General features: G+C 61.5%; 13 protein-coding genes. 6 read left to right on the top strand and 7 right to left on the bottom strand.

Translation table 11 applies throughout. From position 1 onward, the window contains the following. The first annotated feature begins 205 nt into the window (after positions 1–205). Positions 206–907, top strand: coding sequence for a class I SAM-dependent methyltransferase (locus AC1DX6_RS14655; RefSeq protein ID WP_477314468.1), 702 nt, complete (start codon positions 206–208; stop codon positions 905–907). A gap of 181 nt (positions 908–1088) precedes the next feature. Here AC1DX6_RS14655 and AC1DX6_RS14650 read toward each other — a convergent pair whose 3' ends face one another. Then, positions 1089–1703, bottom strand: a complete 615-nt coding sequence (locus tag AC1DX6_RS14650; protein WP_477314466.1) for a TetR/AcrR family transcriptional regulator — start codon at positions 1701–1703, stop codon at positions 1089–1091. A gap of 91 nt (positions 1704–1794) precedes the next feature. Here AC1DX6_RS14650 and AC1DX6_RS14645 point away from each other — a divergent pair, with 91 nt between their 5' ends. Genes AC1DX6_RS14645 through AC1DX6_RS14625 form a run of 5 tightly spaced genes read left to right on the top strand, consistent with a single transcriptional unit; the run spans position 1795 to position 6355 of the window. After that, positions 1795–2865, top strand: coding sequence for a polyamine ABC transporter substrate-binding protein (locus AC1DX6_RS14645; protein WP_477314464.1), 1071 nt, complete (start codon positions 1795–1797; stop codon positions 2863–2865). Positions 2866–2878: 13 nt separating this feature from the next. Then, on the top strand, positions 2879–3745 hold the full coding sequence (locus tag AC1DX6_RS14640; RefSeq protein WP_477314462.1) for an ABC transporter permease: 867 nt from the start codon (positions 2879–2881) through the stop codon (positions 3743–3745). 1 nt (position 3746) lies between these two features. Then, the gene (locus AC1DX6_RS14635; protein WP_477314460.1) at positions 3747–4529 is read left to right on the top strand and encodes an ABC transporter permease; all 783 of its coding nucleotides are present in this window, start codon (positions 3747–3749) and stop codon (positions 4527–4529) included. Beyond that, entirely contained in the window at positions 4526–5590 is a 1065-nt protein-coding gene (locus tag AC1DX6_RS14630) for an ABC transporter ATP-binding protein (protein WP_477314458.1), read from the top strand. Before AC1DX6_RS14635 ends, AC1DX6_RS14630 begins: the two co-directional genes overlap by 4 nt. 3 nt (positions 5591–5593) lie before the next feature. Then, the gene (locus AC1DX6_RS14625) at positions 5594–6355 is read left to right on the top strand and encodes an MBL fold metallo-hydrolase (protein ID WP_477314456.1); all 762 of its coding nucleotides are present in this window, start codon (positions 5594–5596) and stop codon (positions 6353–6355) included. 7 nt (positions 6356–6362) lie between these two features. Here AC1DX6_RS14625 and AC1DX6_RS14620 read toward each other — a convergent pair whose 3' ends face one another. The 6 genes from AC1DX6_RS14620 to AC1DX6_RS14595 form a co-directional block, all read right to left on the bottom strand. Then, positions 6363–7061, bottom strand: coding sequence for a TetR/AcrR family transcriptional regulator (locus AC1DX6_RS14620; protein WP_477314454.1), 699 nt, complete (start codon positions 7059–7061; stop codon positions 6363–6365). A 40-nt stretch (positions 7062–7101) separates the two neighbouring features. Further along, on the bottom strand, positions 7102–8529 hold the full coding sequence (locus tag AC1DX6_RS14615; RefSeq protein ID WP_477314452.1) for an amidase: 1428 nt from the start codon (positions 8527–8529) through the stop codon (positions 7102–7104). A 92-nt stretch (positions 8530–8621) separates the two neighbouring features. Then, positions 8622–9656, bottom strand: a complete 1035-nt coding sequence (locus AC1DX6_RS14610) for an extracellular solute-binding protein (protein WP_477314450.1) — start codon at positions 9654–9656, stop codon at positions 8622–8624. A 39-nt stretch (positions 9657–9695) separates the two neighbouring features. After that, positions 9696–10496 (bottom strand): ABC transporter permease, encoded by an 801-nt coding sequence (locus tag AC1DX6_RS14605; RefSeq protein WP_477314448.1) that lies wholly within the window; start codon positions 10494–10496, stop codon positions 9696–9698. Continuing rightward, positions 10489–11409 carry an ABC transporter permease gene (locus tag AC1DX6_RS14600; RefSeq protein ID WP_477314446.1) on the bottom strand — a complete coding sequence of 307 codons (921 nt, stop codon included), beginning with the start codon at positions 11407–11409 and terminating at the stop codon, positions 10489–10491. Before AC1DX6_RS14600 ends, AC1DX6_RS14605 begins: the two co-directional genes overlap by 8 nt. 4 nt (positions 11410–11413) lie before the next feature. Further along, positions 11414–12505, bottom strand: a complete 1092-nt coding sequence (locus AC1DX6_RS14595) for an ABC transporter ATP-binding protein (RefSeq protein WP_477314444.1) — start codon at positions 12503–12505, stop codon at positions 11414–11416. Between the last annotated feature and the right edge of the window lie 209 nt (positions 12506–12714).

Here is a 12714-nt window from a genome sequence, read left to right as displayed (position 1 = left end):
CCCAACCGCGATTCAAGCCAGGCAAGGCCATACGGTTCCAGGTATTTTAGCAAAACTGCATATAAGAGCTGTAAGCCCAAGGCGTTCGCGATAAGATGTTCAAAGCTACCACGGTCGACGCGAGTGGCCGAAACTCATTGACCAGGGCTCGCTGACGACCTGCACTTGACCCAAGGCCTGCCGCGCGGATGATTTGGGGGGATTTATGTCCTACGAAGGTTACCACGAGTGGAAAGGCTGGGACAAAGATCAATTCGGTAGCTACGATAAAGGAGAGGACATCTTCTATAAGCTTGAGGTTGCGACGCTGATTCCGAACTCTAGAGAAAACGTGTCGTCGATATTTGAAATTGGATTCGGCAATGGGTCTTTTCTCGGATGGGCACGCGAGAAAAAATATAACTTATTTGGGTCAGAGGTGCAGCCAGAGTTGATTGGCCGGGCTCTGGATATGGGCATCACAGTGAAAGATGGCATTGAATGCATGCCGGATAGTTCTTTAAGCGCTGTGGTGGCATTCGATGTTTTCGAGCATATCCCTTACACAGAACTAGTGAAAATATGTAGATCCGCCTTTTCTGCTCTGAAGCCGGGCGGCTATTTAATAGCTAGGTTTCCGAACGGCGATAGCCCATTCTCCCTTCCGATCCAGAATGCAGACGCAACCCATGTGCACGCCCTTGGTTCTGGTATTATACGTGAATTGATGCGTTCGGCTGGCTTTGTGATACAAGAGCTTCGCGCGCCCAAAGAAACTCCCGTAACATTGAAATCTAAAATCGCGCTGCCGATTAAAAAAGCAATGCGTTCGCTGTTCGCATACTACGCGCGGTTTGCATATTTAGGCGGTGCAACCCCATCAACATTCGCGCTGAACTATCTTCTAGTAGCTCGAAAACCGCACTAGCTGTGGACCGCTCCGTTCGATCCCGAAATAAAGTCGATGTAACCTCCTTGAGGACATCAATGCGAATGCGGTGGTTGGTGCGGACGCGTTCCATCTCAGGTGCGGCGCATCAAGGGGCTGTTGACAGCTAACTTCGGCGGTTGCTGGAAACGGCTACTTCTACTGCCTTCTTCTGACGTCCTCACACCCCAATCGCCGCCACCAATATCCGGTTCTGCCTTCGTATCGCCGCGCGCAATTCCGGTATCCTCGCTTCGTCGCGCTTCACGAACTCAATAAACATCATGTTCATGTTGTTGAACACCAGCTCGCCCAGCGCCTCCCCGTCGATATCGCGCCGCACCAGGCCGATCGCCTGCAGCCGGGCGATCAGCGCGCGGATCTGCTCGGTCAGCGAGCGGTCGAGCTCGGTATAGGCCTGGCCGAAGGGACTGTCGGGCAATTGTGTCGAGATCGCCATCGCCTGCCGCCACATCTCCTTGCTGAGGTAATGCAGCGAATGCTCGATATAGATGCCGAGCAGCGTATCCAGCGCGTCGCCGACATTGGCCGGCGGGTTGGCAACGACACCGCGTCCGGCATTGAGCACCTCGTTGACCTCCAGCGAGACGATGGCGCCAAGAATGTCGCCCTTGTTCTCGTAGTAATTGTAGATGGTGCCGACCGAGACTTCAGCCTGCGCGGCGATCGCCTCGATCTTGGCGCCTTCATAGCCGGCCTCGCGGAACAGCTCTGCCGCCGCCTCGATGATGCGGCGGTGCCGATCCGCCTTTTGCCGTGCCCGCAATCCGCTCATATCAGCCTCTTGCCACAAAAACAGAATTGACTCAATTTTAGAATTGGTTCAATTTTTTGCAAGAAGCCAAAAAGGCAAGGGAGAACACTCTATGTCCACGACCCTCACGTCCATCCTGAAAGCCCATCTGCGCGCCGCAACCGCTGTCACCGCACTGTTGCTCGCCACCGGCGCCCAGGCCGCCGATCTCAACGCCCTGATCTGGTGCGATCATGCCGACCCGGCGCTGCTGCAGCCTTTCGAGGAGGCCAATGGCGTCAAGGTCAATGTCAAGGAATTCGAGGGCACCGGCGCCGGTCTCGCCATTGTCGACCAGTCGCAGCCCGCCGACTGGGACGTGATGGTGATCGATAGCATCGACGTGCCGCGCGGGGTCGAAAAGGGCCTGTTCGAACCACTGCCGGAAGATAAATTGCCCCTCGCCGATTTGTTTCCCGAGGTGAAGATGGACAGCTCCACCGTCGTCGGCGGCAAGCGTTACGGCATCACCGAAAAATTCGGCTACAACACCATCGGCTTCAACAAGAGCAAGGTCGACCCGGCCGACATGCAGTCGATGGCCGCACTCACCGGCGACAAATACAAGGGCAAGATCGCCATCTACGACTATTATTTGCCGGTCATCGGCATGGCGGCGCTGGCGATCGGCAAGAAGACCGCGGATCTCACCGAAGCCGACCTGCCCGCCATCAAGGCCGAGCTTCTCAAGATGAAGGCCAATGCCAAGCTGGTCGGCGAAGTCACCGCCAGCCAGACCGCGCTGGCGACCGGCGAGGTCGACATTCTGGTCGGCGGCGGCGAATGGGTGACGGCGGGCCTCGCCAAGGAAAACCCGGCGCTGGACTTCTCCATCCCGAAAGAGGGTGCGGTGCTGTGGTCGCAGTCGCTGGCCATGTTCAAGGATTCCAAGAACAAGGATCTGGCGCTGAAGTTCATCCAGTACATTATGAGCCCCGAGGGACAGGCGCGGCTTGCCACCTCGTCCTGCTACTGGGGCATGCCGGCGAACACCAAAGCAGCGCTGACCGACGACCAGAAAAAGATCCTGCGTTTTGACGAGCAGCCGGCCTTCCTCGCGCGGGCCCAGTCCTACCCGGCGCCGAATGCTGATCTCGACAAGAAGATGCAGGACGTCTGGACCGAAATGCTGCAGGCGCAGTGACCGGTAGCCGGTGATGACCACTGTCACCAACAGCGGGGGTGCCCTGCCCCGGGCGGGCAATGCCCTTCCCTGGGCGCTGGTCACGCCGGCGCTCGGCTGGACCTTGCTGTTCTTCGTGCTGCCCTTCGTCGCCATGGGGCTTTCGAGTCTGACGGCGCATGAGGGCGGCGGCTTCACGCTGACGAACTACAGCCAGTTCTTCGCCAACCCTTCCTACTGGCAGGCGATGGTCAACTCATTGCAAGTGACCGCCATCGTCACCGTTATCTCGGTGCTGCTCGCCTACCCCTTCGCCTGGATCCTGGCCGAACAGGTGCCGGAGCGCTGGCAGCGGCTCGCGCTGATGCTGGCGGTGCTGCCGTTCTGGACCTCTTATGTCGTGCGCTCCTATTCCTGGCTGCTGGTGCTGGCGCAGAACGGCGTCATCAACCGCGCGCTCACCGGCTCCGGCCTGGTCGCCGAGCCGGTGCAGTTGGCCAACACGCGTTTCGCCACCGTCACTGGCTTCGTGCATTTCTTCGTCATGCTTTTGACACTGACGATCTTTGCCAATCTCAAGCAGCTCAGCCCCAGCTACCGCAAGGCAGCCGCCGATCTCGGCGCCGGACCGGTGCGCACCTTCCTGCATGTCGTGCTGCCGCTGACGCTGCCCGGCATCATGGTCGGCGCCTTCCTCACCTTCGTACTCTGCTTCGGCGACTACATCACGCCGCAGATTCTCGGCGGCAACAACGAGCTTTTGATGCCGCAACTGGTGATGATGCAGATCGGCCGCCGCGGCGACTTTCCGCTGGCCTCGGCTCTGTCGATCATCCTGATGGCGGTGGTCACCATCGCCTACCTCGCCTGCGCCCGCTGGCTGAAGATCGAGCGGGCCTGAGATGCGCCAGCTCGTCCGCATCGTCTCCTGGCTCTACGCCCTTGCCGTCTACGCCTTCATCTTCCTGCCGGTGGTCGTGCTGGTGCTGTTTTCGCTGCAGGCGACCTCGTTTCCGATCCCGCCCTTCACCGGCCCGTCGTTGCGCTGGTACGATGCGGTGCTCTCAGACACGCGGCTGACTTCGGCACTGGTCAATTCGCTGCTCGTGGCGGCCATCTCGTCGCTCGCCGCCGTAACGCTCGGCTTTCTCTCCGCCTGGGGGTTTGCGCGTTTCACGCTGCCTTCTTCGGCCCTGCTGCGCGGGCTGATCACCCTGCCCTTGACGGTCAGCTACCTCATCATCGGCATGGGGCTGCTGGTGCTGTTCAACTGGGCCGGCTTGCCGAAATCGCTGCTTGCCGCCGGCATCGGCCATGTCGTGATCAATCTGCCGCTCTGCTTTGCCATCATCTACAGCCAGATGGGCGACCACCAGATCAACATCGAGCGCGCCGCGCGCGACCTCGGCGCTCCCGAATGGAAGGTGCTGCTTTTGATCACCGTGCCGGTCATGGCGCCGGCCATCTTCGCCGGCTTCTTCCTGTCGATGACCTTCTCCTGGGACGAGTTCGTGATTTCCTTCCTGCTGACCCGTTTCGACACCACGCTGCCGGTCGAGATCTGGAACCTCCTGCGCTCCGGACTCAATCCAAAAACCAACGCCGTTGGCTCGCTGGTCTTTGCCGTCTCCATCGTCCTGGTGGTGTTTTTTGAACTGACATTGCTGCGGAGAAAGCCGTCATGACCGCCCCCCTGGTCGACATCCGCGCGGTCTCGCACCGCTTTGGCCAGCAGACGGTGCTGAAGAACGTCTCGCTGCAGATCGAACCCGGCAGCTACACCATCCTGCTCGGCCCCTCCGGCTCCGGCAAGACGACGCTGCTTTCCATTCTCGGCGGTTTCGTCAGCCCCAGCGAAGGCAAGGTGTTCATCCGGGGTGAGGACTGCACCTCGGTGCCACCGGCCAAGCGGCCGACGACGACGGTGTTTCAGGACTATGCGCTTTTTCCGCATATGAGCGTCGGCAGCAATGTCGGCTTCGGCCTGCGCATGCAGGGTGTCGATGGTGCGACGCGAGCGGTGAAGGCGCGCGAGGCGCTGGCGCTGGTCGGCCTGGCCGCCGCCTTCGACAAGAAGCCGCACCAGTTGTCCGGCGGTCAGCGGCAGCGCGTGGCGTTGGCGCGTGCGCTGGTCATCGAGCCGGCGGTGCTGCTGCTCGACGAACCGCTCGGCGCCCTCGACCTCAAATTGCGCCGGCAGATGCAGGATGAATTGAAGGCGATCCAGAAGCGCGTCGGCACCGCCTTCATCCACGTCACCCACGACCAGGAAGAAGCCATGGCGCTGGCCGACCATTGCGTGGTGATGAATGACGGCCGCATCGAGGACGAGGGCCCGCCCGAGCGCGTCTATGCCCGGCCAGCGACGCGCTTTTCCGCGACCTTCATGGGCGAAAGCACGATCCTTGCCGGCACGGTCATGGCGGCGACGGACAGGACAAGCGCTGTCGCGACGCCGGTCGGGCCGGTTTCACTGCCCGGCGCGTTGCCGCAGGGCTCAGCCGTTGCGCTGGCCATACGGCCGGAGCACCTTGTCTTCGGTGCCGCCGCGGGCAACGTCGCGCTCGGCTCTGCCAAGGTAGGCGACGTCGTCTTCCAGGGCAGCTTCAAGCGTGTGCTCGCGGTTTCCGCTGAGGCCCCCTCGCTGCACTTCATCGCCAAGCTTCCGGCCGCAGCCACCGTCCAGCCCGGCGACACGGTCGCGGTTTCGTGCAACGCTGGCGACATCATTCTTTTGACAGACTGAGCGATGAGCACGCTTCCCATCATCGACGCTCCCGACTGGTACGAAACCATCCGCATGAGCGATGGTGTGACGCTCATCCACGAACCGTGGATAAAACCGTTCTTCCGCTGCAACATGTGGCATGTGCGCGGCCGCGACCGCGACCTGCTGTTCGACACCGGCCTCGGTCATTTCAGCCTCAGGCGACACGTGCCGTTGGTAAGCGAGCGCAAGCTGACCTGCGTCGCCAGCCACACGCATTTCGACCATATCGGCTGCCATCACGAATTTCCTGACCGTTGCGTACACCAGGCCGAGGCCGAAATCCTCGCCGATCCGCGCAACGAATGGACGGTCGCCGACCGCTATGCGACCGACGAGATGTTCGACGGCATGCCCGATGGTTGGGATACGGCGCGCTACGGCATTCTGCCGGCGCCGGCCGGCCGTCTGCTGGAACAGGGCGATGTCGTCGATCTCGGCAACCGTGCCTTCGAGGTGATCCACACCCCTGGCCATTCACCCGGCGGCATCGCGCTCTACGAAAACAGGACGGGCATCCTGTTATCCGGCGACATCATCTATGACGGCCCGCTGATCGACGATGTCTACCATTCCGTTATCGATGACTATGTCGCCACGCTGCTGCGCCTGCGCGACCTCGATGTCTCGGTCGTGCATGGCGGCCATTTCCCCAGCTTCGGCAAGGTGCGTTATCGCCAGCTTGTCGACGAGTATCTGGAACAAAAGCGGCAAGCCGGCTGCCATCTGCGGCAGAGCCCGTAACCGCGCGTTAGCGCATCAGTTCGAAATGCCGCGGAAACGCCTGGTGCAGCAGGAGCAGCATGGTCTTGCGCAGCACGTTGGTGTCACGGCTGGACGGATTGAGGTGATCCCAATACCAGGCGCCATGAACCAGATAGTTCAGGCTCTCTGACAGCGTGTCGATGTCGACCCCGGTATAACCGCCGCTGCGCGAAATCTCGATCAGCAGCTCGCGTGCTTCGGCGGTGTAGGCGAGATCGCTGGGCAAGCCGATTTCATTGTAGATCTGCATGCTCTTGCGGTCGCTGGAGAACACGACGAAGACCGAAACCCAGTTCGGGTGCTGCCGGGCGAAACGCTGCGCGCAATCGACCGCGCCCAAGGCTCGCTCCACCGGCGACAGGCCGGGCGCCCGCACCAGCGTCACCCACAGGGCGTCATATTGATCGGAGAGATACTGCAGGACGGCCCGGAACAGGTTCTCCTTGCTGCGAAAGTGGAAAACCACCAGCGCGTTGGAGGAACCGACATGCTCGGCGATGCGCTGCATGGTGACGCTCGCCAGGCCTTCCTCGGCGATGAGCTCGATCGTGGCGTCGATAATACGCTGCACGCTCGCTTCGCCGCGCTCACGCCGACGGTCCTTGGGAGCGGCATCGTTCGCCACCCTGCCCTTGGTTGTTGCAGCCGTGTCTTTCTCGGCTGCGATTGCCTTGCGTTGCGCCATCTTCGTCCAGCCTTTTCGGCCTTGCGGCCTGCGTCAGATATCAAAGCGACGGGCGTGTCGCCGCACTCTCATACCATTGTCCCTGAGCCGTTTCATAGGCGAGCGCGGCCCGGAACACATCGGCATCGCAATAGGTGCGACCAACGATCTGCAGGCCCGTCGGCACGCCATTTGCCGCCCTGCCCGACGGTATGGACAGAACCGGACAACGGCTCAGCATGTTGAACGGCGTCGTCATCACCCAGCCAAGCGACGGGTTCACCTGTTTTCCATTGATCGCGAGCGTCTCCTTGGTGTGGTCGAATTCCGCCGGCACGGCGGGCAGAGCGTTCGTCGGGCAGATCAGCACGTCGTATGTTTCCAGCAGCGGCCCCAGCGTCTGGTACATCCTGGCGGCAACCTCCAGGGTGCCAACATAGTCTGTGGCTTTCGACCTTTTCCCGTCCTCGGCGAACTGCCTGGCATAGCTGGTCATGTCCTCGCCGTGCTCCTCGAGCAGTTGCGCCAGCGAAGCGCCGAAGAGATGCTCGAGATAGGCGATGCCGGCCTTCAGCACCTCATCGCCCCAGCCCAGATCGACCTCCTCGACCGTGGCGCCGAGCGAGCGGAACACATCGCAGGCGGCCAGCGTGTTCTTGCGCACGTCCGCATCGACTTCAAACGAGCCAAGGTCCATCGAGAAAGCGATCTTCCAGCCCTTGATCGGCTTGTAGTCGAGCGGCAGGCGCAATTTTGGGCGCAGCGTGGCGATGTCGAGCGGGCTCGGCCCCGCCATGACATTCTGCAGCAGGATCGCGTCCTTTACATTTCGCGCCAGCGGTCCGGTGTGGCAGTAGAAATCGAGATTGAAGGGCGGCTCGTCGGGATTGCGCCCGTAAGGCGGCTTGAAGCCGACGAGACCGCAGGCCGAGGCCGGGATGCGGATCGATCCAGCGATGTCCGAACCGGTGGCGATCGAGGACGTACCCGAAGCCAGCGTTGCCGCGGCCCCGCCGGACGAACCGCCCGGCGTGAACTCTGGGTTCCACGGATTGCGGGTGACGCCCCATCGCCTCGACCAGGTGAAGCCGGCGCAGCTGAATTCAGGCGTTGCCGTGCGCGCATGCACGATGCCGCCCGCCTTGATGACGCGCTCGTTCATCGTCGAGGTGTGGCCGCCAATGGCATCCTTGGTCAGCAGCGAGCCATGCGATGTCGGCTTGCCCTTGATGTAGCTCTCATCCTTGATGCCGATCGGCAGGCCCTCGAGCGCGCCGGTCCGGGCACCTTTGGCGTATTTCGCCTCGGCTTTTTTGGCCAGATCCATCGCCTCGTCGAAATGTTCGAAGGTAAAGCAGTTGATCGTCGCCTTCGTCGCCTCGGCGCGATCGATGGTCGCCTGCATCAGTTCGACGGGCGACAATGTCTTCGCCTTGAACTGCCGCAACGCCTCGCTGGCCGGGATATAGCAGAGGTCGAGATCGGTCATGAAAAATCTCCTGCGATCGCCAGATCGCCTTTTGGCTTGATGGTCGAGAGGCGCCGCGCCGCATGTCGCGGCGCGGAAAACAGCGGATCGGGTTATTTCTGCAGGTCGGTCCAGATCTTGGTGTAGAGCGCCTGCACGTCCGGCGGACAGGCCGCCATGAACTGGCCCTTGGCGGCGAATTCCGCGGGAACGTTCACTTCCGGCGCATCCTTCATGTCGGCCGGCATGAAGGCTTCCGAGCCCTTGATGCCGTTTGAATACCGCGCGAAGGCCGAGATCAGCGCGGCGTTCTCAGGATCCATGATAAAGTTCTGGAACAGTTTGGCATTGTCGACGTTCTTGGCGTCCTTGAGCACCGCCACATTGTCCATCCAGATCGGATACCCCTCCTTGGGGTAGCCATAGGCGATCTTGTCGTTCTGCAGCCGCTGGCGCAGCGATATGCCGTTCCAGTTGACGCCGGCCGCGATGTCGCCCTTGCCCAGTCCGTCGACGGCGCCGTAGTCGAAGGACAGCCATTTCGCCTTGGCCTCGACCAGCTTGTCGCGCACCTTCTTCAGCAGCACCTTGTCGTCGGTGCAGTACCGGCCGCCTTCGTAGGCGATGGCGAGGAACATGATGTCCCCCATTTCGGGAACGACATTGATCTTGCCGACGAGTTCGGCCGGTGGGTCAAGGAAGATGGCTGAGGTGTTGATGTCGCCGGAATAGACCGACTTGTTCACCGAAACACCGGTCGTTCCCCACTGCCAAGGAACCGTGTATTTGCGGCCCGGATCGAAAGGCACATCGACCCATTTCGGGTCCATATTTCTAAAGTTTTCCATGGTGTTGGGATCGGTCTCCAGCAGCAGTCCTTCGCTGATCCAGATCGGAACGACGCTGGCCGAAGGAACGACGATGTCGAAGCCGGCGCCGCCCTGGCGGATCTTGGCCAGTGCTGTGTCGTTGGAATCGAAATCGGTGACGGTGACCTTGACCTTGTAGGTCGCCTCGAACTTCTTGATCAGGTCCGGGCTGGTGTAGTTGCCCCAATTGTAGATGTTGAGTTCGCCATCGGCGCGGGCGACACCCGTTGCGGCCAGCAGCGACAGGCCGACAGCCGTCGCGGTCAGTTTCCAGTTCATGCACTTGCTCCCATTGTTGGGACCGGCGGCAATGCTGCCTCAGGTCCGTTTCCTGCTGACGAAAAAGAAAGCGGTGACGATGCCGATCGACAGCACCAGGAAGACTGTCGAGATGGCGTTGATTTCCGGCGTCACGCCGCGCCGGAGCTGGCCGAGCATGTAGGTGGGCAGCGTGTCCTGGCCGCCCGATTTGACGAATTCGGTGATGACGACGTCGTCCAGCGAGACGACGAAGGCCAGCATCAGCCCAGCGAGGATGCCGGGCCACAGCAGCGGCAAGGTCACATGCAGGAATGTCTGCCATTTGGTCGCATAGAGGTCGGCCGCCGCCCTTTCGAGCGATAGGTCCATGCTTTCCAGCCGCGCCCGGATCGGCAAATATGCGAAGGGGATGCAGAAGGCGGTGTGCGCGGCGATGAGGTAGCCGAGGCCCGAATAGCCGGTCCAGATCTTGATGCGCGAAAACACGATCAGCAGCGCCACTGCGGTCACGATCTCCGGCACCATCAGCGGCTGGTTGATGAAGGCGTATTTGAAGGTCAGTCCGCGATATGGCTTGGTCCGCGTCGTCGCCAGCGCCGCCATCGTCGCGCAGATGGTCGCCAGCACGGCAGCGACGGCCGCGATCTGGGCCGAGCGGATCGACGATTCGATGACCAGCGTGTTGTTCCAGGCGACATGGAACCAGCGCAGCGAAAAGCCCTTCCAGATCGCCAGCGACTCGTTGTCGTTGAAGGCGTAGACGACCAGCGTGGCAATCGGCAGATAGAGGAGGAAGAAGCACGCCATCGCCATCGAGGCGAAGCCGGTTTGCCGCCTCACGTCAAAGCGCTCAGCCATGGCTGCCATCCGATCTGCTCGTGTTGCGGACGTAAAACAGCAGCGCCACCATGACGATCGCCATCAGCGTTATCGACAGCGCCGCACCCAGCGGCCAGTTTCGGCCCTGGCCAAATTGCAGCTCGATCAGATTGCCGATCATCAGATTGGTGCCGCCGCCCAGCACGCGCGGCGTCACATAGGCGCCGAGCGACGGAATGAAGACGAGGATCGAGCCGGCGACCATGCCCGGCGTCACCAGCGGCACGATGATGCGCCGCAACACCTGGAACCGCGTCGCGTAGAGATCGTAGCCCGCCTCGACGAGGCGAAAGTCGATCTTCTCCATGCTGGCATAAAGCGGCAGCACCATCAGCGGCAGGAACACATAGACCATGCCGAGCAGCACGGCGAAATTCGTATACATCAGCTGCACCGGATGGTCGGTAATCCCAAGCCACTGCAGCACCCAGTTGATGAGGCCGTCATTGCGCAGCACCTCCTGCATGGCGAAGGTGCGGATCAGAAGGTTGGTCCAGAACGGAATGGTGATCAGGAACAGCCAGATATCGCGCCGGTGTTCCGGCCGCGTGGCGATGAAATAGGCGGTCGGAAAGCCGAAAATCAGGGTCAGGACCGTGGTCATGGCCGACAGCGACACCGAGCGCCAGAAGATCGACAGATGCGCGCCGGCAAGCGACAGCGTGTCGTCGAAAACATCGCGCTCGAAAAGCACGCTCAACCAGGCGTCGGGGGATAATTGCCATTTCACGTCGCCATAATTGCCGGGCGTCAGGAAGGAATAGACGACCACGATCAGCAGCGGCCCGACAGCCGCGAGGAAGACGATCAGCAGCGCCGGGGCGGACAGCAGCCAGCGCGACCTGATATCGTCGCGCTCAGCCTTTTCGGCGACGTCTTTCGCACTCGCCATCGGCCTAGTCCTTCAACAGCTGGGCGGCGTCGTCGCCGATCGCAATGCCGACCTTGGCCCCATTCTCGAAGCCGCAACTGGCGCTACGCGAGTTCTGCTGGCGCACGATGAAGGCTTCGCCGCCATCCAGTCGGACATGGATGTGCGTGTCGGTGCCGAAATAGACGATGGTCTCGATCGTGCCGGCGAGGTCGCCTGGGCCCTTGACGAGCTTCGCGTGTTCAGGCCGCACCATCAGTGTTGCCTTGCTGCCCGGCTGGAAATCCCGCGCGGTGGTTGCAAGCAATTTAGCGCCCGAGCGCAGCGCGACCCGCGCCTTGCCGTCGCCGCCACTTTCGACCGTGCCGCTCAGGAAATTCGTCTCGCCGATGAAATCGGCGACGAAACGCTCGGCTGGATGGTCGTAGATGTCCCATGGCGTGCCGACCTGCAGGATGTTGCCCGACGACATCACCGCGATGCGGTCCGACATGGTCAGCGCCTCGTCCTGGTCGTGGGTGACGAAGATGAAGGTAATGCCGGTCTCGTGCTGCAGCCGCTTCAACTCGATCTGCATCTCCTTGCGCAGTTTATAGTCGAGCGCCGAGAGCGGTTCGTCGAGCAGCAGCACCTTTGGCTGCGGCGCCAGCGCCCGGGCCAACGCCACGCGCTGCTGCTGGCCGCCGGAGATCTGGCTGGTGCGCCGGTTCTTCAAGTCCTGCATGTGGACCAGCTTCAGCATCGCCTCGACGCGCGCCTCGATCTCGGCCTTCGGCCTGCCCAACATCTTCAGGCCAAAGCCGATGTTTTCGGCCACCGTCATGTGCGGGAAAAGCGCATAGGACTGGAACACGGTGTTGACCGGCCTCTTGAACGGCGGCAACGGCGCGATGTCCTGGCCGTAGAGCAGGATCTCGCCATCGGTCGGATAGTCGAAGCCGGCGATCAGCCTGAGCAGCGTCGTCTTCCCGCAGCCGGACGGGCCAAGCAGCGTGAAGAACTCGTTTTCGCGGATCGAGACGGAGACATTGTCGAGCGCCTTGACGGCGTCGTGGCCGGTTCCCTGAAAGATCCTGGTGACGCCCTTCGCCTCAACGGCTGACCGGTTGGCTGTCAAAATAGTTCCCTCTCTCGGTGGCCATTCACCGGCAAACGCCGGCTGGCCAACTCGTCCTCGGCAACAGGAATAACTATGACTAACTATACAGTCAATATCTTTTTATCGAATGCGACTCGTTCGCGGTCACCCCGAAAACCCGCGCCTTGAGGGCATACTGCCGCCGTCAAAGCGGACATTCGACGCCGATGCGCCAGCGATACCGTCAT

Source organism: Mesorhizobium sp. P2_C4, assembly GCF_056404575.1.
The sequence above is the reverse complement of the archived record's forward strand: the minus strand, read 5'-3'. Positions and strand labels throughout refer to the sequence as shown.

Excerpts from the sequence above, each read along its gene's own strand:
- AC1DX6_RS14620 (WP_477314454.1), bottom strand. The coding sequence starts at position 7,061 with ATGGCGCAACGCAAGGCAATCGCAGCCGAGAAAGACACGGCTGCAACA.
- AC1DX6_RS14610 (WP_477314450.1), bottom strand. The coding sequence starts at position 9,656 with ATGAACTGGAAACTGACCGCGACGGCTGTCGGCCTGTCGCTGCTGGCC.
- AC1DX6_RS14605 (WP_477314448.1), bottom strand. The coding sequence starts at position 10,496 with ATGGCTGAGCGCTTTGACGTGAGGCGGCAAACCGGCTTCGCCTCGATG.
- AC1DX6_RS14635 (WP_477314460.1), top strand. The coding sequence starts at position 3,747 with ATGCGCCAGCTCGTCCGCATCGTCTCCTGGCTCTACGCCCTTGCCGTC.
- AC1DX6_RS14615 (WP_477314452.1), bottom strand. The coding sequence starts at position 8,529 with ATGACCGATCTCGACCTCTGCTATATCCCGGCCAGCGAGGCGTTGCGG.
- AC1DX6_RS14645 (WP_477314464.1), top strand. The coding sequence starts at position 1,795 with ATGTCCACGACCCTCACGTCCATCCTGAAAGCCCATCTGCGCGCCGCA.
- AC1DX6_RS14650 (WP_477314466.1), bottom strand. The coding sequence starts at position 1,703 with ATGAGCGGATTGCGGGCACGGCAAAAGGCGGATCGGCACCGCCGCATC.
- AC1DX6_RS14640 (WP_477314462.1), top strand. The coding sequence starts at position 2,879 with ATGACCACTGTCACCAACAGCGGGGGTGCCCTGCCCCGGGCGGGCAAT.
- AC1DX6_RS14625 (WP_477314456.1), top strand. The coding sequence starts at position 5,594 with ATGAGCACGCTTCCCATCATCGACGCTCCCGACTGGTACGAAACCATC.
- AC1DX6_RS14655 (WP_477314468.1), top strand. The coding sequence starts at position 206 with ATGTCCTACGAAGGTTACCACGAGTGGAAAGGCTGGGACAAAGATCAA.
- AC1DX6_RS14600 (WP_477314446.1), bottom strand. The coding sequence starts at position 11,409 with ATGGCGAGTGCGAAAGACGTCGCCGAAAAGGCTGAGCGCGACGATATC.
- AC1DX6_RS14630 (WP_477314458.1), top strand. The coding sequence starts at position 4,526 with ATGACCGCCCCCCTGGTCGACATCCGCGCGGTCTCGCACCGCTTTGGC.